This is a genomic window from Hydrogenophaga sp. FW305-3-2-15-A-LB1, from assembly GCF_058787875.1.
Window position 1 is genome coordinate 22,872 of the sequence record NZ_JBYTAE010000017.1, and the last position, 20,958, is coordinate 43,829.

At 60.6% G+C, this 20,958-nt stretch carries 26 protein-coding genes and 2 pseudogenes; 18 read left to right on the forward strand and 10 right to left on the reverse strand.

The genetic code is table 11. The features are described 5' to 3' along the window. From AC3WPZ_RS07200 to AC3WPZ_RS07235, 8 genes are all read left to right on the forward strand, one after another. Window positions 1-387, forward strand: coding sequence for a TlpA family protein disulfide reductase (locus AC3WPZ_RS07200; RefSeq protein WP_492438861.1), 387 nt, complete (start codon window positions 1-3; stop codon window positions 385-387). Between the two features lie 62 nt (window positions 388-449). Further along, complete coding sequence (locus AC3WPZ_RS07205) at window positions 450-617, forward strand: TlpA family protein disulfide reductase (RefSeq protein WP_492438863.1); 168 nt, start codon at window positions 450-452, stop codon at window positions 615-617. A gap of 38 nt (window positions 618-655) precedes the next feature. Next, a complete protein-coding gene (locus AC3WPZ_RS07210; protein WP_492438865.1) occupies window positions 656-1,402 on the forward strand; it encodes a cytochrome c biogenesis CcdA family protein in 747 nt (248 codons plus the stop codon). Window positions 1,403-1,432: 30 nt separating this feature from the next. Then, complete coding sequence (locus AC3WPZ_RS07215) at window positions 1,433-1,921, forward strand: copper chaperone PCu(A)C (protein ID WP_492438867.1); 489 nt, start codon at window positions 1,433-1,435, stop codon at window positions 1,919-1,921. A 270-nt stretch (window positions 1,922-2,191) separates the two neighbouring features. Further along, a complete protein-coding gene (locus tag AC3WPZ_RS07220) occupies window positions 2,192-2,377 on the forward strand; it encodes a signal peptidase II (protein WP_492438869.1) in 186 nt (61 codons plus the stop codon). Further along, window positions 2,374-2,790, forward strand: a complete 417-nt coding sequence (locus AC3WPZ_RS07225; RefSeq protein WP_492438871.1) for a disulfide bond formation protein B — start codon at window positions 2,374-2,376, stop codon at window positions 2,788-2,790. Before AC3WPZ_RS07220 ends, AC3WPZ_RS07225 begins: the two co-directional genes overlap by 4 nt. After that, window positions 2,787-3,443, forward strand: coding sequence for a DsbA family protein (locus AC3WPZ_RS07230; protein WP_492438873.1), 657 nt, complete (start codon window positions 2,787-2,789; stop codon window positions 3,441-3,443). The genes AC3WPZ_RS07225 and AC3WPZ_RS07230 overlap by 4 nt, the downstream gene beginning before the upstream one ends. Further along, the gene (locus AC3WPZ_RS07235; RefSeq protein WP_492438875.1) at window positions 3,440-4,072 is read left to right on the forward strand and encodes an SCO family protein; all 633 of its coding nucleotides are present in this window, start codon (window positions 3,440-3,442) and stop codon (window positions 4,070-4,072) included. The genes AC3WPZ_RS07230 and AC3WPZ_RS07235 overlap by 4 nt, the downstream gene beginning before the upstream one ends. A gap of 226 nt (window positions 4,073-4,298) precedes the next feature. Here the strand turns inward: AC3WPZ_RS07235 and AC3WPZ_RS07240 are convergent, their stop codons facing one another. From AC3WPZ_RS07240 to merT, 3 genes are read right to left on the reverse strand one after another with little or no spacing between them, the layout of a single operon-like run. Further along, window positions 4,299-4,523 (reverse strand): GDCCVxC domain-containing (seleno)protein, encoded by a 225-nt coding sequence (locus AC3WPZ_RS07240; protein ID WP_492438877.1) that lies wholly within the window; start codon window positions 4,521-4,523, stop codon window positions 4,299-4,301. Continuing rightward, the gene (merP, locus tag AC3WPZ_RS07245) at window positions 4,520-4,816 is read right to left on the reverse strand and encodes a mercury resistance system periplasmic binding protein MerP (RefSeq protein ID WP_492438879.1); all 297 of its coding nucleotides are present in this window, start codon (window positions 4,814-4,816) and stop codon (window positions 4,520-4,522) included. Before merP ends, AC3WPZ_RS07240 begins: the two co-directional genes overlap by 4 nt. Then, window positions 4,816-5,190, reverse strand: a complete 375-nt coding sequence (gene merT / locus AC3WPZ_RS07250; RefSeq protein ID WP_492438881.1) for a mercuric ion transporter MerT — start codon at window positions 5,188-5,190, stop codon at window positions 4,816-4,818. Before merT ends, merP begins: the two co-directional genes overlap by 1 nt. A 42-nt stretch (window positions 5,191-5,232) precedes the next feature. On the opposite strand from merT, the gene merR reads away from it, so the two are divergent. The 4 genes and pseudogenes from merR (at window position 5,233) to AC3WPZ_RS07270 (ending at window position 10,529) form a co-directional block, all read left to right on the forward strand. Next, window positions 5,233-5,685, forward strand: a complete 453-nt coding sequence (gene merR, locus AC3WPZ_RS07255; protein WP_492438883.1) for a mercury resistance transcriptional regulator MerR — start codon at window positions 5,233-5,235, stop codon at window positions 5,683-5,685. A gap of 124 nt (window positions 5,686-5,809) precedes the next feature. Further along, window positions 5,810-7,009 (forward strand): annotated as a pseudogene (locus tag AC3WPZ_RS07260) (IS3 family transposase). Between the two features lie 317 nt (window positions 7,010-7,326). Next, a complete protein-coding gene (locus AC3WPZ_RS07265; protein ID WP_492438885.1) occupies window positions 7,327-9,696 on the forward strand; it encodes a heavy metal translocating P-type ATPase in 2,370 nt (789 codons plus the stop codon). A 383-nt stretch (window positions 9,697-10,079) separates the two neighbouring features. Then, complete coding sequence (locus AC3WPZ_RS07270) at window positions 10,080-10,529, forward strand: hypothetical protein (protein WP_492438887.1); 450 nt, start codon at window positions 10,080-10,082, stop codon at window positions 10,527-10,529. A gap of 393 nt (window positions 10,530-10,922) precedes the next feature. Here AC3WPZ_RS07270 and AC3WPZ_RS07275 read toward each other — a convergent pair whose 3' ends face one another. From AC3WPZ_RS07275 to AC3WPZ_RS07290, 4 genes are all read right to left on the reverse strand, one after another. Then, a complete protein-coding gene (locus AC3WPZ_RS07275; RefSeq protein WP_492438889.1) occupies window positions 10,923-11,207 on the reverse strand; it encodes a CopK family periplasmic copper-binding protein in 285 nt (94 codons plus the stop codon). 264 nt (window positions 11,208-11,471) lie between these two features. Continuing rightward, complete coding sequence (locus AC3WPZ_RS07280; protein ID WP_492438891.1) at window positions 11,472-12,242, reverse strand: MauE/DoxX family redox-associated membrane protein; 771 nt, start codon at window positions 12,240-12,242, stop codon at window positions 11,472-11,474. Between the two features lie 209 nt (window positions 12,243-12,451). Next, a complete protein-coding gene (locus AC3WPZ_RS07285) occupies window positions 12,452-12,814 on the reverse strand; it encodes a copper-binding protein (protein ID WP_492438892.1) in 363 nt (120 codons plus the stop codon). 32 nt (window positions 12,815-12,846) lie between these two features. Beyond that, window positions 12,847-13,338 carry a cupredoxin domain-containing protein gene (locus AC3WPZ_RS07290; RefSeq protein ID WP_492438893.1) on the reverse strand — a complete coding sequence of 164 codons (492 nt, stop codon included), beginning with the start codon at window positions 13,336-13,338 and terminating at the stop codon, window positions 12,847-12,849. A gap of 542 nt (window positions 13,339-13,880) precedes the next feature. On the opposite strand from AC3WPZ_RS07290, the gene AC3WPZ_RS07295 reads away from it, so the two are divergent. Continuing rightward, complete coding sequence (locus tag AC3WPZ_RS07295; RefSeq protein ID WP_492438894.1) at window positions 13,881-14,564, forward strand: heavy metal response regulator transcription factor; 684 nt, start codon at window positions 13,881-13,883, stop codon at window positions 14,562-14,564. Further along, window positions 14,564-15,952, forward strand: coding sequence for a heavy metal sensor histidine kinase (locus AC3WPZ_RS07300; RefSeq protein WP_492438895.1), 1,389 nt, complete (start codon window positions 14,564-14,566; stop codon window positions 15,950-15,952). Before AC3WPZ_RS07295 ends, AC3WPZ_RS07300 begins: the two co-directional genes overlap by 1 nt. 52 nt (window positions 15,953-16,004) lie before the next feature. On the opposite strand, the gene AC3WPZ_RS07305 is transcribed toward AC3WPZ_RS07300, so the two are convergent. The 3 genes and pseudogenes from AC3WPZ_RS07305 to AC3WPZ_RS07315 all read right to left on the reverse strand — a co-directional run bounded on the left by AC3WPZ_RS07305 (window position 16,005) and on the right by AC3WPZ_RS07315 (window position 17,376). Continuing rightward, window positions 16,005-16,406, reverse strand: coding sequence for a DUF305 domain-containing protein (locus AC3WPZ_RS07305; RefSeq protein WP_492438897.1), 402 nt, complete (start codon window positions 16,404-16,406; stop codon window positions 16,005-16,007). 384 nt (window positions 16,407-16,790) lie between these two features. Then, window positions 16,791-17,051, reverse strand: a pseudogene (locus tag AC3WPZ_RS07310) (MFS transporter); the annotation flags it as partial. A 46-nt stretch (window positions 17,052-17,097) separates the two neighbouring features. Further along, entirely contained in the window at window positions 17,098-17,376 is a 279-nt protein-coding gene (locus tag AC3WPZ_RS07315) for a metal-sensing transcriptional repressor (RefSeq protein WP_492438899.1), read from the reverse strand. A 546-nt stretch (window positions 17,377-17,922) separates the two neighbouring features. On the opposite strand from AC3WPZ_RS07315, the gene AC3WPZ_RS07320 reads away from it, so the two are divergent. The 4 genes from AC3WPZ_RS07320 (at window position 17,923) to AC3WPZ_RS07335 (ending at window position 20,927) form a co-directional block, all read left to right on the forward strand. Beyond that, complete coding sequence (locus tag AC3WPZ_RS07320) at window positions 17,923-18,660, forward strand: HupE/UreJ family protein (protein WP_492438901.1); 738 nt, start codon at window positions 17,923-17,925, stop codon at window positions 18,658-18,660. Window positions 18,661-18,680: 20 nt separating this feature from the next. After that, window positions 18,681-19,334: a transmembrane anchor protein gene (locus AC3WPZ_RS07325; RefSeq protein WP_492438903.1), complete on the forward strand. Its 654-nt coding sequence runs from the start codon at window positions 18,681-18,683 to the stop codon at window positions 19,332-19,334. 200 nt (window positions 19,335-19,534) lie between these two features. After that, a complete protein-coding gene (dmeF, locus tag AC3WPZ_RS07330; protein WP_291121299.1) occupies window positions 19,535-20,518 on the forward strand; it encodes a CDF family Co(II)/Ni(II) efflux transporter DmeF in 984 nt (327 codons plus the stop codon). Between the two features lie 40 nt (window positions 20,519-20,558). Then, window positions 20,559-20,927, forward strand: a complete 369-nt coding sequence (locus tag AC3WPZ_RS07335) for a hypothetical protein (protein ID WP_291121298.1) — start codon at window positions 20,559-20,561, stop codon at window positions 20,925-20,927. Window positions 20,928-20,958 lie beyond the last annotated feature (31 nt).

The window sequence follows — 20,958 nt, forward strand, 5'->3', positions numbered from 1 at the left end:
ATGAAAAAATCCGTCACCGTAGCCTTGTTCATGGCGGCGGCGCTCATCAGCGCCCTTGTCGGCGTGATTGTTGGCTCCGGCTACTTTGGCGCTTGGCCTGCCGCATCGGGCGGCCTTGAGCCTAGTGTCACAGTTGACATTGGCGGGCAACCTTTTCTCCGCTGGCACTCCACGCGCGAGTTGCCGGCGCTGTCGTTCCGGGATGAGAGCGGCAAGACACTAGCTCTGGAGGATTTCCGCGGTCGCGTGGTGCTGCTAAATATCTGGGCAACCTGGTGTCCACCCTGTCGCAAGGAAATGCCCTCGCTGGATCGCCTGAATGCAAAACGCGGTGGTCCGACTTTTGAAGTGGTCGCGCTATCGATCGATAACGACCCGGCACAGTAGAGCCGTTCTATCGCGAGACTGGCATCAAAACCCTGCGCGGCTACTTCGATCCGAATGCGCGCGTGTCGGTCGCGCTCGGCGCTTTTGCCGTTCCCGCGACTCTGTTGATCGACCAGAACGGCCGCGAGATCGGCCGCGCATTGGGGCCCGCCGAATGGGACAGTGCAGCTGTCGAGGCATTGATCGATGAAGCCCTGGGATTGTCCCCGGCCACAAGCCAATCAAAGTGAAAACCCAATTTTGAACATTTCGTTTTTCAAGATGAGCCATGCTTGAACTGACCGTAGCCGGCCTGCTGACCGCATTTGTCGGGGGCATTGCGTCGTTTCTTTCGCCCTGCGTCTTGCCGCTGGTGCCGGGCTACCTTTCCTACATTGCCGGGGGCTCGACAGGGTTGACGTCGCAGGGCATCGGCAATGGCGCCGACCGCTGGCGCGCGCTTGGCCTGAGCGGATGTTTCGTGCTCGGATTCTCGATCGTGTTCCTTGCGCTGGGTGCAAGCGTGACCGCGATCGGACGCCTTTTCCTTGCCTATCGCTATGAAATGAATATCGTCGCCGGCGTCGCGATCGCGCTCGCGGGCTTGATGGTCATGGGCGTGGTGCGGTCCCCGGCGTGGGTGCAACGATATTACCGCTTCGATCCCAACGCAGCGGGGGGACGGCCGCTATCGGCGATGGTGCTCGGCATGGCGTTCGGTTTTGGATGGACGCCATGCATCGGGCCGGTCCTCGGCGGTATCCTGGCGCTCGGTGCGACCAGCGACAGCGTCGGGCGCGGCACGCTGCTGCTGGGCGTGTATGCGTTGGGTCTTGGTGTGCCGTTTTTGCTTGCCGCGTTTTTCATGGTGCCGTTCACCCGCCGCCTCGGCGCGCTACGCCGGGCTGGCCGTTTTCTGCAGCTCGCCACCGGCGCAATCCTGGTCGTCATGGGCACCGCGGTCGCCAGCGGCCAGCTGATGCATTTTGCGATCTGGCTGCTCAAGACGTTCCCGGTCCTCGGGGGCATCGGCTGATTGGCGCACGCATACGAAAAGGAGAATTTTGTGAAGAAGGCAATCTGGATGACGACCGTCGCACTGCTGCTGGGGTTGTCCGCAGCACTTGTTTCGGCGGCGAACGATAGTGGTGAGGCAGGAGCTTTGTCGGCACGCGCGGCACGCATGCCGAAAGTGAATGATGCGTGGGCCCGTGCGACAGTGCCGGGACAGCAGGTCGGAGCGGCCTACATGAAAATTTACAGTTCCGCCGACGTCGCCTTGCTCAAGGCCGAAACCATCGTGGCAAAGTCTGTGGAAGTGCATAGCATGGACCACCAGAACGGCGTGATGCGTATGAGAGCGCTTGGACCGCTCCAGATCGGGGCTGGGACCACGGTCGAATTGGCGCCAGGTAGAACGCATTTTATGTTGCTGGGTTTGAAAAAACCGCTAAAGGCCGGAGAAACGCTGCGACTGAAGTTGACCTTTGCCAGTGCGGATATGGTCGAGACGGTGGTTTTCGTCGACGTTCCGATCCGACCGCTGGGGCAATGAAGCCGAGCAGCGTGAAATAGACAAAAACCTCTTTCGTGGAGTCATGGGCCTCTTGAGCGAGGCAAAATTTGCTCAGTGCGGTGACACAAGCTTTAGACAGTTGACCTCTACAACGCGAAGGTCAAAGAATGGAAAAACTGTCGTGTTGCTTCTGAAGAAGAAGCTGGCTTCTCGACATCACAAGCGACAAACACGCGAACACTTCCGAAGGTCCACTTCTGCTCCAGTCCCAAATGTCGCGTGTGCGCTACCCGACTTTCTTACAACCTCGTGGACCGCATCCAGATCGGTACCGTCGTGTACTTCCTCGATTTCCACTGGCGCAGCATTCATTGGCCAGCCTTCAACCTGGCCGATGCCTTCATCGTCTGCTCCATGCTGGTCTGGTGCTTCGCATCGCTGAAATCACCGCCGTGCCCATCGTCCCGCATAACTCCCGACGAGTTGCCCTCATGAAGCATGGCTGGCTCTGGCTCATGGCCGCCTGGGGTGTTGCATTGGCCGCCACGCTGGGCGCACTTTTCATGGGAGAAGTCATGGGCATGACGCCCTGTCTGCTTTGCTGGTATCAGCGCATCTTCATGTTCCCGCTGGCGCTCATCCTGGGCATGGCGGCGTTCGCAGAAGACCGGCGTGGAGCTGTCTATGCGCTGCCGCTGGCATTGGGTGGTGCAGCCATGGCCGGCTACCACACCGCCCTGGTGACCGGTTGGGTGCCGAAATGGTGGGTGCCTTGTGGCGCCGGGCCTTCGTGCAGCGAACAGCGTCTGGACATCCTCAATGGCATCCAGATTCCCTGGTTGTCCCTCCTGGCCTTCATCGCCATCGCCATCCTGCTTTTTGTTTACTTGAGAAAGACCCGTTCATGAACGCCAAGAGAATCACCGTCATCGGCCTGGTGGCCATCGTTGCCCTGTTCTTTTACCTGGGCATGAACGCCTACCAGAAGCGCGTGCAGACCGCGCAGGAAGTGCAGGTCAAGGCCGAGCAGACCCGTCTGGTGCGCATGCACTCACCAGTTTTCGGCCCACAAGGCGCGCCGGTCACCATCGTCGAGTTTTTTGACCCGGCCTGCGAGACCTGCCGCGCGTTCTATCCCCTCGTGAAGAACCTGATGGCCCAGTACCCCAACGACGTGCGCCTCGTGATCCGCTACGCGCCATTCCACCAAGGCTCGGACCGGGTGGTCAAGCTGCTGGAGTCGGCCAAGGGCCAAGGCAAGTACCAGGCGGTGCTTGAAGCCGTGCTGGCCGCGCAGCCAGCATGGGCTGATCATGGCCAGCCCAACATCGAGATCGCGTTCAAGGTGGCTGAGCAGGCCGGGCTGGACCTCGTCAAAGCGCGCCAGGACATCGAAAAACCCGGCATGCAGTCCCTGCTGCAGCAAGACATCGAAGACCTCACCGCGCTGCAGGTCACCAAGACGCCCACCTTCTTCGTCAATGGCCGCAGCCTGTCGAGCTTCGGCCCCGAACAACTGGCCGCGCTGGTGGCCGAAGAAGTGGCCAAGGCGAAGAAATGAAGTACACGACACCCGCACGTCCGCTCAACCGGCGCACGGTTCTGGCATTGAGCACCGCGTGGCTCGCTGGAAGCGCTTTCCTGGCCGGTTGTTCGCCCAAGGCGCCAACTTTCAAGAGCACCGACATCACCGGCGCCGCATTTGCACAAGACTTGAAACTGACCGACCACACCGGTCAATCTCGCACCATGGCTGATTTCCGCGGCAAAGCCGTCGTGGTGTTCTTCGGCTTCACGCAGTGCCCCGACGTGTGCCCCACTTCCATGACCACCCTCGCCGAGGTCAAGCGCCTCATGGGCGATCAAGGCAAGCAGTTGCAGGTGCTCTTCATCACGGTGGACCCGGAGCGCGACACACTGCCGCTCCTCAAGGAGTACATGACCAACTTCGATCCGACGTTTCTGGCCTTGCGTCCCGAGCCGGCTGAACTCAAGGCCGTGGCGGACAGTTTCAAAATCTACTATCGCAAGGCCGAAGGCAGCACACCGACGTCGTACACGATGGACCACTCGGCGGGCAAATATGTGTTCGACACCGAAGGTCGGGTGCGCTTGTTTTCCAGCTATGGCACCGAGCCCGCCGTGATCGCCGAAGACATCCTGACCTTGCTAAATTCAATGAAAGGTTGAAGGCGGGCATGATGATCATTGCGTACCAGCCTCGAACATGAACCGCCGCCGCATTGTTTCTTACGCGGCTGGAAGGCGGGCTTCAGAGCGAATACATGAACTACCTCTTGGTAGTCCAAGATTTCATCTGCCCCCCCAGAATGTGTCGGGGAAAGCGCCATGACGGAAGGGCAGCCTTTGCCCCATACGTAGACGTTCGTGTCAAGCTGGCCAGTACCCACTTGAGTCAGGTGGCCTTGCCGCAACCCGACTGCTTTCCCTCTTGTATCGGCGGGCACGGCACCGTTCCGTAAGAACAAAACACGCAGCAGTCACCCGTCTTGGGCCTAAGGATCGCGTGGCAGCTTTCGCACTCATAAAACCACTGACAGGCATCGGTGGGCATGGTTTCGGATCTGGCGTGCCCGCATTGCGGACAGGTCAACACCGAAGTCAGAACCACCTCGGTCACGGTTTGACTCCAGTGACGGTTGACGGGAAGCCGGCATCCTTGGTCGCCTGGGTCAATGACTCAAGTGAGATATGGGCATCGTCGTAAACCACCGTGGTCTGTTTCTTCGCGAGGTTGGACGTCACGTTGACCACGCCGCCCAATTTCATCAGAGCCATCTTGACCGCGATGGGGCAGGTGGCGCAGGACATGTCCTGGACGGAAAGCGTAGCGGTCTTCTGCGCTGCCCACACAGGCGCACTCAGCGCAAATCCGACAGCGATCAAGATGCGTTTCACAAGCAAGTCTTTCATCAATAGAACCAGTGGGCGATCAGCGGGAATCCCATCGCGGCGACGAGCAGCAGCACCACGACGCCGAACAGCAGTTTGTATGTGCGGTTGATGCTGGGAGTCGCGCACACCTGGCCCGGTTCGCACGCGGCCGCAGGCCTCCATATTTTTCTCGCAGCAAAGAACAGCGCCACCAGCGATGCACCGATGAACAGCGGCTGATAGGGCTGCAATGCCGCCAGATGGCTGATCCACGCACCCGAGATGCCCACCATGATCAACAGCAGGGGGACGAGGCAGCAGGCCGATGCGAACAGAGCGGCAAGACCGCCGGCCAGCAGAGCCTTGCCGCCGTGCTCGGTTGCGGGATCGGAGGTGGTTGTGTGAGCTGGCATGGGATAACCTTAACGCCGTACCCAAGTACGGAGTCAAGCGACATGAACGACAGCCCCTCACCCGCCGAGCCCGGCATGACGATTGGCGGATTGGCCAAGGCAGCGGACGTCAACGTCGAGACCATCCGCTTCTACCAGCGCAAGGGATTGATGCCTGAGCCGCCGCGGCCATCTGGCGGAATCCGACGTTACGTGGAAGCGGATCGTGCTCGACTGCATATCATCAAATCGGCTCAGCGCCTTGGATTCAGCCTGGACGAGATTGATGAACTGCTCCAGCTCGACGATGGTTCCCATTGCGCCCAGGCTCGAGCCAAAGCTCAGGCCAAGCTTGCGGGCGTTCGGAGCAAGCTGGAGGACCTGCGCCGAATGGAAGGGGTGCTGGAGGGAATGATCCGTCTATGCGGCGCATCCAGGGGCAAGGTGCGATGTCCGCTGATCGCAGGTTTGAAGGACGATGCTTCGCTGAGGATCCCAGCGTCAAGGACATCGTGAGTCCCTACTTGCCATGCCAAGTAGATATTCTGCGCCGCGCATCGGGCGTGGCAGAAAAGGAGTCAGTCCACACCCAATTGCCGTACGGTCAATTGCAGTTTTCAGCGGACGAGGGGTAGAAGGCATGACGAAGACGGTGAGGTCGCGCTACACGCTGGAGTTCAAGCAGGAAGCGATGCGGCTAGTGCAATCGGGACAGAGCATCGCGGCGGCGGCACGCAGTCTTGGGCTGGTTGAGGAGACGCTGTTCAACTGGGTCAAGGCCCATCGCGAGGGCAAGCTCACGGGCGCCGAGGGCAAGGCGGTGAGCGCCGAGCAGAAGGAAATCAGCCGGCTGCGCGCGGAGCTGGCGCGGGCGAAGATGGAGCGCGACATCTTAAAAAAGGCCACGATGTACTTCGCGAAGGAGTCGCTGTGAAGTACGCCTTCGTGCAGCGACATCGCCAGAGCTGGCTGGTCTCGGTGATGTGCGAGGTGCTGGGGTGAGCCCCTGCGGCTACCACCAGAACTTCACGCGCAAAGCCCAAGGGCCCGAGCGTGCACGGCTGAGTGACGACGCGCTGCTGGTGCATATCAAGGCCATCCACGCCCAAAGCAAGGGCAACTACGGCTGGCCCCGAGTACATAAGGAACTGCTGGCACACGGCATCCGCGTGGGCAAGGAGCGCGTGCGCAAGCTTATGCAGCAGCACGGTATCAAGGCGCGCGGCAAGCGCCGCTTCAAGGCCACCACCGACAGCCGGCACCAGTTGCCGGTGGCACCCAACCTGCTGGGGCAGCGCTTCGACGTGGCCAGCCCCGACCGGGCCTGGGCTGGCGACATCACCAATTCGCCACCGACGAAGGCTGGCTGTACCTGGCGGTGGTCATCGAGCTGTTCAGCCGCCAAGCGGTGGGCTGGAGCCTGAGCGAGCGCATGACGCGCCAGTGGATCATGGACGCTGCGCATGGCATGGTTCCGCCGTCGCCCGGCCAAGGAGGCGGGCCTCATCTTCCACAGCGACAGGGGCAGGGGCAGGGGCAGGGGCAGTCAATACTGCAACAGGGAGTCCAGAGCCTGCTCGAAGGCTGGAGCATGCGCAGTTCGATGAGCCGCAAGGGCAACTGCTGGGACAACGCGTGCAGCGCGACGCTGTTCGGCTCGCTCAAGGTGGAGCGGCTGCAGGGCATGCGATTCGAGACCCGTCGCCGCGCCAAGGATGAGGCCATCGACTGGCTGCTCTGGTACAACGCGCGCAGGCTGCATTCAACACTGGGCTACATCAGCCCGATGCAATTCGAGCAACGCTGGCTCGTGGCTCGCCCGAAAGCAGCGAACATGTGAATCGGTTATGGGATTCGCGGCTCGGGGGCAAAGTCAGCATCGTGACTAGGGTGATCTATTGCTATGTCAGGACGACTGCAACGCACCGCCACAAGTCCTGCAGGACGGGCTCGACGCTCAGCGAACCCGCATTGCCCCTAGGCCAGGCGAACTTACAGAAAGTCCGTACACAGACCTTGACCTTACCATGGTGTCAAGACACATCCTTTCCCCAACTTAGCCATACCCCGCCGATCGCGACAAGACAGTCCCGCGCAAATTGGCGGAAGATGGTTATGCGGACCAAGGGGTTACGTAACTTCCAAGAAGGGAAAGAAATGGACACACAAGGACAACACGACCATGCGGGCCACCGCCACGGCGTGTCCAACCCGCCTCATCCGTCCCCTGGACCGAAAGACCCCGTGTGCGGGATGGCCGTCACTGAGCAGTCGCCACACCGCTTGGAGCACGCAGGGCGACCGTACTACTTCTGCAGTGCGAAGTGCCAGATCCGGTTTGCGGCCGAACCGGCCCGGTTCGTTCAAACCGATCCGAAGCATCACGCGACTCCAACGCCCGCGCCGCCAGGTAAGCCGGGCACGGTTTACACCTGTCCCATGCACCCGGAGATCCGGCAGGACCACCCGGGCAACTGCCCCAAATGCGGCATGTCGCTCGAACCGGTCATGCCCGAACTGGGCGCCGACGAGAACCCGGAGCTGGTGGATTTCCAGCGGCGCTTCTGGTGGACCTTGCCCCTCACGGTGGTGGTCACCGTGCTGGCGATGTTCGGCCACGACCTCGGCTGGTTCGACATGGCCACGCAGAGCTGGGTGGAGCTGGTGCTGACCGTGCCGATCGTGCTGTGGGCCGGTTGGCCGTTCTTCGTGCGCGGCGCGCAGTCGATCGCGAACCGCAGCCCCAACATGTGGACGCTGATCAGCCTGGGCACGGGCGCGGCGTTCGTGTACAGCCTGGTGGCCACGGTGGCGCCACAGGTGTTCCCCGACTCCTTTGTCTCGATGGGGCGGGTGGCGGTGTACTTCGAAGCGGCGGCGGTGATCATCTCGCTGACCCTGCTCGGCCAACTTCTGGAGCTCAAGGCGCGCTCACAAACCTCGGCGGCGATCCGCTCGCTGCTGGGCCTGGCGCCCAAGACCGCGCGGCGCATCTCGGCCGACGGCCAGGAAGAAGACGTGCCACTGGCCCACGTGCACGTGGGCGACCTGCTGCGCGTGCGCCCCGGCGAGAAGGTGCCCACCGACGGCACCGTGGTCGAAGGCAGCAGCGCGCTCGACGAATCCATGCTCACCGGTGAGCCGCTGCCGGTGACCAAGCGCGTCGGTGACAAGCTGATCGGCGCCACGCTCAACACCAGCGGCGCGCTGGTGATGCGCTCCGAACACGTGGGCTCGGACACCGTGCTCGCGCAGATCGTGCAGATGGTCGCCATGGCACAGCGTTCGCGCGCGCCCATGCAACGCATGGCCGACCAGGTGGCGGGCTACTTCGTGGTGGGTGTGGTGGTGGCGGCGCTGCTCACCTTCTTCGGCTGGGGCCTGTTCGGGCCCGAGCCGAGCTGGGTCTATGCCCTCATCAACGCGGTGGCGGTGCTGATCATCGCCTGCCCCTGTGCCCTGGGCCTGGCCACGCCCATGTCCATCATGGTGGCGACCGGGCGCGGCGCCACCCACGGGGTCCTGTTCCGCGACGCCGCCGCCATCGAGAACCTGCGCAAGGTCGACACATTGATCGTCGACAAGACCGGCACGCTGACCGAAGGCCGGCCGACCTTCGAACGCGCCGTGGGCCACGGGAGCTTCCCCGAAGACGAGGTCTTGCGCCTCGCCGCCAGCCTGGACCAGGGCAGCGAACACCCGCTGGCCGCCGCCATCGTGGCCGCCGCGAAACAACAAGGGCTCACGCTGGACAAGCCCGAGCAGTTCGACTCCGAGTCCGGCATCGGCGTGAAGGGCGTGGTGGGCGGCAAGGCCCTCGCCCTGGGCAACACGGCGCTGATGCAGCAGCAAGGTGTGGATGTCGCGCCGCTGGCCACCCAGGCCGAGGCGCTGCGCGCACAGGGCGCCAGTGTCATGCATCTCGCGGTGAACAAGGCCCTGGCCGGTCTGCTCGCCGTGTCCGACCCGGTCAAGGCCACCACGGCCGACGCGCTGGCGTCGCTGCGCCAGGCGAACATCCGCGTGGTCATGGCCACGGGCGACGGTGTGACCACCGCACGCGCCGTCGGCCAGCGCCTGGGCATCGACGAGATCCACGGTGAAGTGAAACCCGCCGACAAGCTCCGGCTCGTGGAGCAACTGCAGGCGCAGGGCCGCGTGGTGGCGATGGCGGGCGACGGCATCAACGACGCGCCGGCGCTGGCCCGCGCGGATGTGGGCATTGCCATGGGCACCGGCACCGACGTGGCCATGAACAGCGCACAGCTCACCCTGGTCAAAGGCGACCTGCGTGGCATTGCCACGGCCCGCGCGCTTTCGGTGGCCACGGTGGCGAACATGAAGCAAAACCTGGCGTTCGCCTTCTTCTACAACGCCCTGGGCATTCCGCTGGCCGCGGGTTTGCTGTACCCGTTCACCGGCTGGCTGCTGTCACCGATGGTCGCCGCGCTGGCCATGAGCCTGAGCTCGGCGTCGGTGATCGGCAACGCGTTGCGATTGCGCGGCGCAGCGATCCGGGAACAATGACGTTACACCGCAACGTCAACGCACCGCCGATGTCATCGGCATACCTCGGAAGCTCCTAGCGCGTGATGCCGCTCAAAAAGTTGACCTCGTGCAGCAAGTCAGCAAATTGAGGTTGGCTGGAGACCAACGCTGCGGCAGCCACACCCGATTCACTGACTGACCGTAGCAGCGGCCGGGATTTGCTTGCAGACCACCCTGGCCGCCCACAGGCCTCACGAAGGGTGGACGCCATCCCCACCGAGAGATACCATGCTCCCACGGGTAGGTGCCCGCCATCGCGCACGCCGAAGCAGGCATACTGACGCACTGCATGCAACTGTAGTTGTAAACGGTCGACTATCCACCGACGCCATGGCCCCCTGGTCGGGGCGGACCTCACGTCGATGCCCGCGATTGAGGAGCAGCAACAAATGAAGAATCCTAAGAGGAATGAGGTGCCTTCGCGCGATGTAGTCGCAGGTAAGGACGGAGTTGCATGGCCGGAGGGGTTCCGGCGTGTGATGGAGGCGAGGAAGCACAACGGCTGCCTGTGTGTCGTCTCTCGTGTCGCCCAGGACACCGTAGGCGTCGTTACATACGTTGAGTGGGGCATCATCGACAAGTGGCTGTGCGATTGGCTCGCCGGTCCGGAGGTCGCCGAAGTGAACGACGTCCTGCAGGCCGTGGAAGACGGTGGGCGGGTGTCGACGTTGTTTGCCACGCCGACAGGATTCGCCCAAGGACCCAATGTTGTCGTCGACCACACGCGCCAGTTCGCATTGGAGAGTGGAGGCCCCGCGGAGTGGAACGTGCACATGCTCGCAAGGCTTCAGCTTGCTCGCCACCTTCATTGATGCGACGACCGTCCAGGATTCGTACAACCAATAACCGGGCGGTCACCTCAGGAGGATGACCTCGCGACGGGCGCACGCATCGAGCAAAGGGCGATTAGGAAAGTCGGTCTGCTTGTACGTCTAGCTTTAAGCTGCTGCTTCTTCGAAAGTGGAGCAGAAGTGTGGGCATTTCGTAGGCCGCAGCCTTGTTGCACCCCTTCACCAGCTGGATGCTATCACCCGTCTTCGCCGCGTTAGCCATGAGTCAGAGCTCAGCATCGATGTTCAAGAACGGTTGACGAAGTCTCAGGCAACCAATTGAAAAGAGCTTCTCGCCATTGCTGGCAAGAAGCTCTTGGACGGCGGTCTCAAAATCAGAGAAATCTTGACCGCACGAGTGCAAGTGGCCCAGCTTTAATTCTGGTGGCCTTTGTTCAGCAAGACGTACAGACGCGCGACCTCGTTGCCCGTCGTTGTGATGCTTTTGCCCTCGGCCGTCTGGACGACTTCACCCTTGCTGAGGTGAACCACACGTCCAAACTTGCTTTCCTTGGCCATCAAGCCGTCCTTGAAAACATAGAGCTTTTCGCCGTTTTGCAATGCGATGACTTGCTTGGCCTCGGACTGGGCTGCGTCCATGGCGAATGCTGGGGCCAGTGCGGCCAGTGAAAGGACGAGGATGCTGAGCTTGCGAATCATGGAGGTCTCCTTTGAGAACAAAAATCACATCAGTTCAACTGAATCGATGTGGTACTGCGTACGGACTCAATGTATTGATATGCCCCTGACCCACAGCTTGCGAGTGCATTACATCTTGGTCAGGGCAAAGTCAGGAGGCGACGAAAAGTTCCAGCCGCATACGGATCTGGCTCTGAGATTCGCCTACACCGCACCAGTATCAGCAGGTCACTCTCAGTCTCAAGCTCGGCATCGCTCAGACCCAGACATACATACTGCTGGGGCCTACATGGTAATAGCAGCTCTTGATGAATAGAAGGCCATCCACAGGCCCATACCGATCATCAAAAGGTTTTCGGTGAGAGACACGAAGCCCAGCGGAACATTGCTGGCTCCGCCGACGCAGGCGCACTTCAACTCGCGTCGTTCGATGTAGACGGCCTTGATAACGGAGACGGCGCCAACTGTCCCAATGAAGAAGGCCACTGGGATCGACAACCAGTTCAACGCACCCGCGATCATCAAGACCCCGGCCAGGCCCTCCGCGAACGGATAGATGTATGAATACGGCACCCACCGCCGAGCCAACAAGTCGTAGTTCAGGAACATCGTCGCGAAGCTCTCGACGTTCTGAAGCTTGAGCAGTGCCAACGCAGCCATGCTGAAGGCGACAAACCACTCCGCTGCTCGGATAGTGAAAGGGTTATCGAATACAGCGTAGCTCACCGCGAGGGCCATCAACGCCGTCATGCAGAAAAGCGCGAGGACCGGACGGTACGTCGTGGCCTTCGGGTCGGCGACAGTCATACCAAAGTGGCGGCGAAGGTCGTCGTATCCGCCGACCCGAAACCCATCAATGAAGATTTGTGGCGTGGTTTTCACGCCATGCTCGGCTTTGAATGTGTCTGTCGCCTGCTCAGTGGTCAGCCACTTGTCTTCCACCTCAAACCCTTTGCGGCGCAAAAGATCCTTCGCTTTCAACCCATAGGGGCACACGTGCTTGTCCATGACCATGCGGTAGAGCGTTGCTCTTTGCGACTGGCTTGCAGATGTCACATGTGTCTCCTGAGTGATAGGGCCTACGTACAAGCTCATTGTTGGATGGGCCTAGCTCTTGATCGCAGAAATCTTCTCTCACGGTGTCGAATCTCATGGCATCCCGAGCTACCGCAGCATGTGGGGGCGACCTTACATCAAAAATAGCACAGGGCCCGGTTGCAAAACCGAGCCCTGTACGAGAGAAGCCGGTGAGTGCGCGTGTCAGCTCACTTGCCAGGCTGGATGTCGGTGACGACCATCTTTCCGGCGTCCTGGATGACGATGAACTGGATCTTCTCGCCCACTTGAACCTTGTCCAGCAAGGCTTTGTCCTTGGCATTGAAGACCATGGTCATGGGGGGCATGTCCATGTGCTTGATTTCGCCATGCTTGATCGTGATCTTGCCGTTTTCCTTGTCAATCTTGCGAACTTCGCCGTCAGTCAGCCCCGGTGCAGCCACCGTGCCTGTCTTGGCTTGATCCATGCCAATCTTGCTGTGATCCATGGTCATCTGTGCCATTGCGGGCAAAGACAGTGAAAGCGCTGCGGCGGCGAGAAGTTGCACCACGGTTTGGGTATATCTGTTCATGATGTCTATCCTTAATCGAGATGTCCGAGGGACTACTTGGCAACCACCTTGATCTTGCCCACCATGCCCGCCTCGTAGTGACCAGGCAGCAGGCAGGCGAAGTCAAACTCACCGGCCTTGTTGAAGTTCCAGATGATCTCCCCTTTTTTCCCAGCCGCCACGTGCGCCATGTAGGGCTCGTCGTGTTCCATGCCAGGGAACTTCTTCATCAGCGCGGCGTGCTCGTCGAGTACCTTCTTGGTTCCCAGGACGAATTCGTGCATCACCTTGCCGTTGTTGACATGCACGAACTTGATCGTTTCATCTTGCTTGACCTCGATGAAATCGGGTGTGAAGCGCATGTTGTCCGTCATGCCGATCTCCACGGTACGTTTGACGGCATTCGGCTGGCCGCCGATGCCCCATGCTTTTTGCTCCATTTTCACAGGAGCATTTCCTTTGATGTGCTTTTCATCGCCGTGGGCGAAGGAGGCGGTTGAGGCGGCAAGAATTGCGGCCATGATCAAGGTTTGAGTGATGCGCATGACAGAGGTTCCTATCGGCTGGTTGGGTTGATGGAGGGAGTAGAAGAATTGAACAGTGCTTCGTGGCACCGCCATTGGCGGGCGCCGTGTCTGCACTTGCCGGGCCATGGGCTTGACCAGTTCGCGGTGTGCCCGCCAAGCTTGGCGCACAGAGTCTTCTGAGCACAACAAGCTCAGACCAGGCCGCCTGTTCCGGACGTTGCACATTGGGTGAGGTTTCTCTTTCCCATTTGAGAATTTCTGCATGTCCTCGCTTGAACTGCCCCACGGCGTCGTTGGCTTCACGCCAATTCTTCTCGGCGGGTGCCGGTGCAATCTGGGCAGACACGAACAAGGGGAGGGCCAGCACACCCAGCGCAATGGCTCGCAGTACCGAGGGGGGGATAAAGTCGATGAATCACTGATTTGCTCCTTTTCAACCGGTTCACGCTGCACGCAGTTTGCAAAAGGCCCCCCGTCGCAAACCTTTCTGTCACATTACATAGTTGTCAGTTACGGTTCTGGACAGCCAATGGAAGCGAAAATGTTGACTCGGAGTGCACGTGAAAATTCTGATTGTCGAAGACGAACCCAAAACTGGCGACTACCTCCGCCTGGGGTTGCGCGAGGCCGGCCACGCCGTTGAATGGCTCACTAATGGGGTTGACGGGCTGCACCATGCTCTGGAGGGCGACCACGACCTCGTCATCCTGGACGTCATGCTTCCCGGAATGGACGGCTGGAAAATTCTCAAGGGTCTGCGTGCGCAGGGCCGCGAGATGCCGGTGCTGTTGCTGACCGCCAAGGATCATGTCGATGACCGCGTCAAGGGGCTGGATCTGGGTGCGGATGATTATCTGGTCAAGCCGTTTTCGTTCTCCGAGCTTCTGGCCCGAGTGCGCACCCTTCTGCGCCGAGGGCGCTCTGGAATGGAACCGACCTCCCTGCAGGTCGCGGATCTGAAGCTGGACTTGCTGCGCCGCCGGGCTATTCGCGCAGGTAAGCGCATCGACTTGACCGCCAAGGAGTTCGGTTTGCTGGAGTTATTGATGCGCCGAGCCGGTGAAGTGTTGCCTCGTTCGTTGATTGCTTCTCATGTATGGGACGTCAACTTCGACAGCGACACCAACGTCATCGAGGTGGCCATGCGCCGGCTGCGTTCCAAGGTGGACGATGGGTTCGAATACCGCCTGTTGCGGACTGTGCGAGGCATGGGCTACGTATTGGAAGGGCCGGAGTCCCTCTGATGATCCGGCGCTTGACCCTCACAGCACGCCTGACTCTTCTATACACCCTGGTTTCCGCCTCGGTTCTCCTGGGTCTGGGGGTCATGGTGGCCTGGTCCACCCACGTTCACTTCATCGACCTCGACCGCCACTACCTTGAGGACAAGGTGCACCTGATTCAGAAGATGGTGGAAGAGACGCCCGATGCAGCGAAGCTCTCCACGAAGCTCGATGAGCTGCTGGACAGCCACCATGGCCTGGTCGTCGCGATCACGCGCGGTGACGAGCGCATGTATGGACCGGACACCAATACCTTCCCAAGCCAGCTTGCTGTTCAAAGTACCGATGGCCAGCCGATCGACTGGACCGATGGGAAGCGTCAGCTGCGCGGCATCAGCAAAGAGCTACCTTTGGCCTATGTGCTTCGCGCCGTTGGAAACCCAGGTGATCGCGTTCGATTGACACTGGCGCTGGACACGCAGCACCACGCCCATTTCATGCAGGTGCTGCGCCAGCAGTTGGCGGTTTACGCGGTGGTCGCAACCCTGCTCAGCGGATTGCTGGGTTGGTGGGCTGCTCGCCGCGGTCTGGCCCCGCTGCGGATCATGAAGGCACAGGCACTCTCGGTGACCGCCCACAAGTTAGACCAGCGTATGCCGATCGAGGCGGTGCCCGTGGAAATGGCAGAACTGGCCAACAGCCTCAACACGATGCTGGAGCGACTGGAACTGGATTTTTCAAAGCTGATGGACTTCTCAAGCGACCTCGCGCATGAACTGCGCACCCCCATCACCAATTTGATGACCCAGACCCAGGTATCTCTCTCGCAACGCCGTGATCCGGATACCTATCGCGACATCCTCGCCTCCAATGCCGAGGAGCTCCAGCGCCTTTCGCGCATGGTGTCCGATATGCTGTTTCTCGCGAAAACAGACCATGGCATCCAACTCCCGAATCGAGAAAATGTCGAGCTGGAAGCCGAGGTGGCCAGCCTGCTGGATTTCTACGATGCGATCGCCGAAGAAAAAGAGGTTCGTCTGCGGGTGGTTGGAACGGGCACAGTGGCGGGAGACCGACTGATGATCAGGCAGGCCATCAGCAACCTGCTTTCAAACGCACTGCGGCATGCTCATCCGCGCTCTGATGTCGAACTCATCCTTCACCACCAAGACGATAGCACCGCCTTGTGTGTGTCCAATACGGGTGACCTTATTGAAGCGATCGATCTGCCCCGGCTGTTTGATCGCTTCTATCGGGTGGACAAGTCGCGCACCCATCCTTCATCGGACGGCGCCGGGTTGGGATTGGCCATCACCAAGGCCATCATGCTCGCTCATGACGGCGGCGTATCCGTCACCTCGACAATAGAAAAAACGACGTTTTGTTTGCGGTTTCCGCGTCAACACTGAGGGTCGTTCTTCCTTCTCCCTCTAGAGCGACCTAGTTAAAGGCACCTGCTGCTCACTTCTGTTTGGCGAGCCACTTGTCGAACTGTGCGATCTCTTTCTTTTGCGCCGCGATGATTTGCTTGGCCATGGTTTTCATTTCTGAAGACTTGCCATGCTTCAGCTCCATCTCGGCCATGTTCAAGGCTTGCTGATGGTGAATTTTCATCATCATTGCGAAGTCCTTGTCAGTGTTGCCGGTCATCGGCATCTTCTGCATTTCCTCCATGCCCATCATCATGGAAGCTTTCATGTCTGCAGCACCAGCTCCACCTTTGTGCATGCCCGCCATGGGCTCGCTCACAGAAGGGCTCGCTGCAGGTGTAGATTGGGCTTGTACAGAAGCCGATAATCCACCGAGAGCGGTCAACGAGGCGAAGCACAACGCGTGCAAAGGAACAAGCTTGATGCATTTCATCGCGATCTCCTGAGATTGTGTGAGACTGATCATTGCCAACGCGACGCTGCCTGACTGTGCGGAAGCGCACAGTGAATCGGCGCAACGAGGCATCTCAGACCGGACGGCAAGCGACATCAGCGCCGCAAACGCAGCCAGTGGTCGCGGTGCGAGCCGTGCTGATTTTGTCGGGCCGGCTGAAGGGTGAGGAGCCCCGCTCACCCATCGACAAGACCCATTCCAAGGTCGAATTCGTGACTCGTTTTCGCACGGAGGCCAGGCAAGGCGACCAGCAGCATGGCGGAGGGCCGCTGCAAGGCGTGGGCATCAACCGCCTCGTCCAGGCCACCGGGGAAGGTGGTCTCCACCACATAGGGATGCGCGTGTCGCAGGCCGTTCCCTGCGGGCCGCGCGTACAAGATCCAGAGACACCAGCACAGCGCGGCGCGGAAAGCTGTTCACAAAAGCGGCCGCCACCGGCGCCACGCCCACGTACGCCGCCATCTTGATGGCCAGCGCCGTGCCCAACACGACGCCGGCGTCATCGCCCGCCAGGTCGTATGCCAGAAGGCCCAGCGCCTTGGTGGCCAAACCGGTGCCCACCAAGGCGATCATCTGAGCGGCGAACAGATGCCGATAGGTTCGATGCGCAAGGACGTCGATCATGCTGCAAGCCTCGGTGGTCCTGCTTGGAAGATCGCTTGGCCGCGCACTACAGGTAGCGCGTGATTTCCTTGAACTGTTCCATCGAGTGACGTTGGTCGCGCTGCAGTGGCCCCACAAGATCTTCCAGGCAATGGTCCAGGTGGTCCTGGATCAGTGTCTTCTTGGCCTGTTGAACAGCCTTCTCCACGGCCTGCAGCTGCTGGGCGACGTCCAGACAGGTGCGACCCTGTTCGATCATGTCAACGATGCTGGCGAGATGCCCCGTTGCCCTCTTCAATCGCTTGATGATGGCGGGATGCGAGGCGTGTGTGTGCTGTTCCGTCATGATGATCCTATGCCCCTGGGGGGGATACTATAATCCCGATTCACCGACTCCTGGTCCCGCCTCAATCCGCATGACGCATCGCGAAACTGCCCTGCCCACAAGAACGTGCCTGCCGCTTGCCGTGTGGTGGCTCGTGGCGATGGCGCTTGTGCTCGGCGCCGTGCTGTCACCGGTGGGCACCTTGAACTCCCACGGCCTGGCTGAGATCACTTCGGTTCAACACGGCACTCATTGCGACGTGGCCGGGGCCTGCGAACATTCACACGAGCACGCGGCTGACGACACGGCCACAGACGTTGTGCACCACTCCGCCAGCGCCGAGCATGCGCAACACAGCGCAGACCACGCGCACGACAAGGCCTATGTGCTGCGTGGCGCTCTGAGCCTCCCCATGCCCCGACCCACCCACTGGCAGGCCATCGCCGCACCCAGGGTCGAGAGGATGGTGCCATCACGGCTTGACCGGCCTCCGATGGCGCAGACCCACGCCTGACAATCAGTCGCTGCCGAGTGCAGCCATCTTGTTTTCAGACCATCGGAGTCTCCATGCACGGCTTTCTTCAAGACAGGCTGCCACGTTCGCCATGGGCGATCTGGCAAACAAGCCTGTTGCTTCTATCTGCTTTTTTTCTTTCGCTGCTCCTCGGTACCACCGAGGCGCTGGCCCATGCGGTGACCGAGGGCGACAAGGGCTATATCCAGGAAATTTCGGGTGTCAACCTGTTGCCGTTCGTGTACCTGGGTGCCAAGCACATGATGACGGGGTACGACCACATCTTGTTCCTCTTCGGGGTCATCTTTTTCCTCTACAGGATCAAGCACATCGGCATTTACGTCAGCCTGTTTGCGTTGGGTCACTCCACCACCATGATCCTGGGCGTTTACTTTAATGTCGGGATCAACAGCTACCTGATCGACGCGATCATTGGTTTGTCCGTGGTCTACAAGTCCTTGGACAACATCGGTGCGTTCCAACGTTGGTTGGGGTTCCAGCCCAACACCAAAATCGCTACCCTGGTGTTTGGCCTGTTCCATGGCTTCGGTCTGTCCACCAAGATTCTGGAGTACGAGATCTCGCCCGATGGACTGGTGCCCAACCTGCTCGCTTTCAACGTGGGCGTGGAGATCGGGCAGCTGCTGGCTCTGGCTGTCATCCTGATCGTCATGGGCTACTGGCGTCGCACGCCCAGTTTTGCTCGCAACGCCTACACCGCCAATGTCGCCATGATGAGCGCCGGCTTCATTCTTGTGGGCATTCAGCTCACTGGCTACGTCGTGTCCTGAACACCCAAGGAATCTGAACCATGTACAACAGTGAACCCCCTTTGCGCGTTGAGCTGCCTTCCTCCAAGCAGTTGTTGCGCTCCACCGTTCTGGCCGCGGTCTCGGCCGTCGTCCTCCTCGTTGCCGTCGTGCTGCCAGCTGAGTACGGCATTGACCCGACAGGTGTGGGCCGCGTTCTGCGCCTGACCGACATGGGCGAGATCAAGACCCAGTTAGCGGCGGAGGCTGCAGCCGACACAGCGGCCGCATCTGGCAACTCCTCGGTGACATCAACCGCAGCGCAGCAACCCCCGGTGGATGCACGCAGTGCGCCGGCGCAGGCCGTTGCTTCAGCGACCAAACCGGCCGTTCAAGAGGCCCCGTGGCGAGATGAAATGACGTTCATCCTGACCCCAGGCGAAGGACTTGAGATCAAGATGCGCATGACCGAGGGTGGGAAGGCCGAATACGCCTGGGAGGTGCAAGGAGGCCGAGTCAACTTCGACACGCATGGCGACGGCGGCGGAAAGAACATCAGCTATGAGAAGGGGCGTGACGTGCCTGCGGATGACGGACAGCTTGTGGCGGCCTTCACCGGCAACCACGGCTGGTACTGGCGCAACCGCGGCAAATCCGACGTGAAGGTCGTACTGCGCACCCGTGGCGAATACACCGACATCAAACGCGCCATGTGAAGACCGGGACACCTCATTTGACCAGTGCGGCGCCCCGCCATTCAAATCACAAAACCTTCCTGGATCAGGCTGAAAGCGCCACGCTCCTTTGTTAAAACCCTTGTGGTCACCTGCCTGTTGTCTGCACTGGCAGCATGCGAAAAACTTCATTGCCGCCAACTTCACAGGGAACTGATTCGTTGAACAACCCGCACCCGACCATGAAAACCGATGACCTTTCCCCCTGGCAGCACCACCACGTCTTCGACCAGAGCAACCCGATGGCCGAGCGCGGGACCCGCGCCGTGATGATGATCACCGCCGTGGCGATGGTGGTCGAGATCGTGGCGGGCTGGTGGTTCAACTCGATGGCGCTGCTCGCGGACGGCTGGCACATGAGCTCACACACCGCGGCCATTGGTGTAAGCGCCTTCGCCTATGCAGCAGCCCGTCGTTATGCACGAGACCCCCGCTTTGCTTTCGGCACCTGGAAGATCGAAGTGCTCGGCGGCTTTGCCAGCGCCATTTTCTTGCTGGGGGTGGCCGTCTTCATGGTGGTAGCTTCCATGGAGCGGATGTTTTCGCCCCAGCCTATCCAGTATCAGGAGGCCATCGCCGTGGCGGTGCTTGGGTTGATCGTCAATGTGGTGTGCGCGATGATCCTGGGAAAGGCCCATCACCATGGACACGGCCATGATGGTCACCATGACCACGGCGGTGGCCACGCCCACGAAGCCAGCACGGACCTCAACCTCAAATCGGCCTACCTGCATGTGATCGCAGACGCCACCACGTCTGTGCTGGCCATTGTGGCTCTGGTGGGCGGCTGGGTGTATGGCTGGTCGTGGCTGGACCCGGTGATGGGCATTGTGGGTGCCGGACTCGTGGCTTATTGGGCCAAGGGGTTGATTGCCGACACCAGCCGTGTGCTGCTGGATCGAGAAATGGACCATCTCGTGGTGGACGAGATTCGCGAAGCCATCGAAGGTGGGTCAGCTGAATACATGACACGCCTGACGGACCTGCACGTGTGGCGTGTGGGGAAACAGGCATTTGCCTGTGCGCTCAGTGTTGTGACAGATGACAAAGACCTCTCCCCCCAACAATTGCGCGAGCGATTGGGTGTTCACGAAGAAATCGTTCACGCAACGATCGAGATTCATCACCGAACCGAAACACGGGTCGCGGCGCCTCATGGCATCTGAAAGCTGTCCCGGCACGGCTCTCTCACCATAGAATCCCTTCATGCGCCGTCTGTTAGCCCTCGTTCTGTGTCTGCTGATCCCCTTGCAGGGATTCGCTGCGCCGCAGACCGAGGACCTGCCGTGCCCCATGCAAGCCATGATGGCGATGCAGGCGGACGCCGGTGACGCAATCGACGCCACCGCCCAGGCGGACGGCATGCCCGACTGCTGCAACGACCTCGCTACCTTCGAACACACCGGCCAGGCCTGCAAGACCGGTCAGGCCTGCACGGCACCCGCCGTCTGGATGCCACCGGTCGGCGTGCCGCGGTTCGAGTCCCTTGCGGCCGCGGCCCCGCCGACGCCGATCCTTCGCGCCCGGGCCCCCGGCGCGCCCGCCAGTCTCTGGCGCCCGCCCTCTCTGATCTGACCTCCCCGCACAGCGCAGACCGCCCCGACCT

Bases quoted from the DNA above. Each gene is read 5' to 3' on its own strand.
- AC3WPZ_RS07225 (WP_492438871.1), top strand. From the start codon at position 2,374: ATGAAGCATGGCTGGCTCTGGCTCATGGCCGCCTGGGGTGTTGCATTG.
- AC3WPZ_RS07210 (WP_492438865.1), top strand. From the start codon at position 656: ATGCTTGAACTGACCGTAGCCGGCCTGCTGACCGCATTTGTCGGGGGC.
- AC3WPZ_RS07315 (WP_492438899.1), bottom strand. From the start codon at position 17,376: ATGACGGAACAGCACACACACGCCTCGCATCCCGCCATCATCAAGCGA.
- merR (WP_492438883.1), top strand. From the start codon at position 5,233: ATGAACGACAGCCCCTCACCCGCCGAGCCCGGCATGACGATTGGCGGA.
- AC3WPZ_RS07320 (WP_492438901.1), top strand. From the start codon at position 17,923: ATGCACGGCTTTCTTCAAGACAGGCTGCCACGTTCGCCATGGGCGATC.
- AC3WPZ_RS07335 (WP_291121298.1), top strand. From the start codon at position 20,559: ATGCGCCGTCTGTTAGCCCTCGTTCTGTGTCTGCTGATCCCCTTGCAG.
- AC3WPZ_RS07265 (WP_492438885.1), top strand. From the start codon at position 7,327: ATGGACACACAAGGACAACACGACCATGCGGGCCACCGCCACGGCGTG.
- AC3WPZ_RS07235 (WP_492438875.1), top strand. From the start codon at position 3,440: ATGAAGTACACGACACCCGCACGTCCGCTCAACCGGCGCACGGTTCTG.
- merP (WP_492438879.1), bottom strand. From the start codon at position 4,816: ATGAAAGACTTGCTTGTGAAACGCATCTTGATCGCTGTCGGATTTGCG.
- dmeF (WP_291121299.1), top strand. From the start codon at position 19,535: ATGAAAACCGATGACCTTTCCCCCTGGCAGCACCACCACGTCTTCGAC.
- AC3WPZ_RS07270 (WP_492438887.1), top strand. From the start codon at position 10,080: ATGCCCGCGATTGAGGAGCAGCAACAAATGAAGAATCCTAAGAGGAAT.
- AC3WPZ_RS07200 (WP_492438861.1), top strand. From the start codon at position 1: ATGAAAAAATCCGTCACCGTAGCCTTGTTCATGGCGGCGGCGCTCATC.
- AC3WPZ_RS07290 (WP_492438893.1), bottom strand. From the start codon at position 13,338: ATGCGCATCACTCAAACCTTGATCATGGCCGCAATTCTTGCCGCCTCA.
- AC3WPZ_RS07230 (WP_492438873.1), top strand. From the start codon at position 2,787: ATGAACGCCAAGAGAATCACCGTCATCGGCCTGGTGGCCATCGTTGCC.
- AC3WPZ_RS07300 (WP_492438895.1), top strand. From the start codon at position 14,564: ATGATCCGGCGCTTGACCCTCACAGCACGCCTGACTCTTCTATACACC.
- AC3WPZ_RS07285 (WP_492438892.1), bottom strand. From the start codon at position 12,814: ATGAACAGATATACCCAAACCGTGGTGCAACTTCTCGCCGCCGCAGCG.
- AC3WPZ_RS07305 (WP_492438897.1), bottom strand. From the start codon at position 16,406: ATGAAATGCATCAAGCTTGTTCCTTTGCACGCGTTGTGCTTCGCCTCG.
- merT (WP_492438881.1), bottom strand. From the start codon at position 5,190: ATGCCAGCTCACACAACCACCTCCGATCCCGCAACCGAGCACGGCGGC.
- AC3WPZ_RS07275 (WP_492438889.1), bottom strand. From the start codon at position 11,207: ATGATTCGCAAGCTCAGCATCCTCGTCCTTTCACTGGCCGCACTGGCC.
- AC3WPZ_RS07325 (WP_492438903.1), top strand. From the start codon at position 18,681: ATGTACAACAGTGAACCCCCTTTGCGCGTTGAGCTGCCTTCCTCCAAG.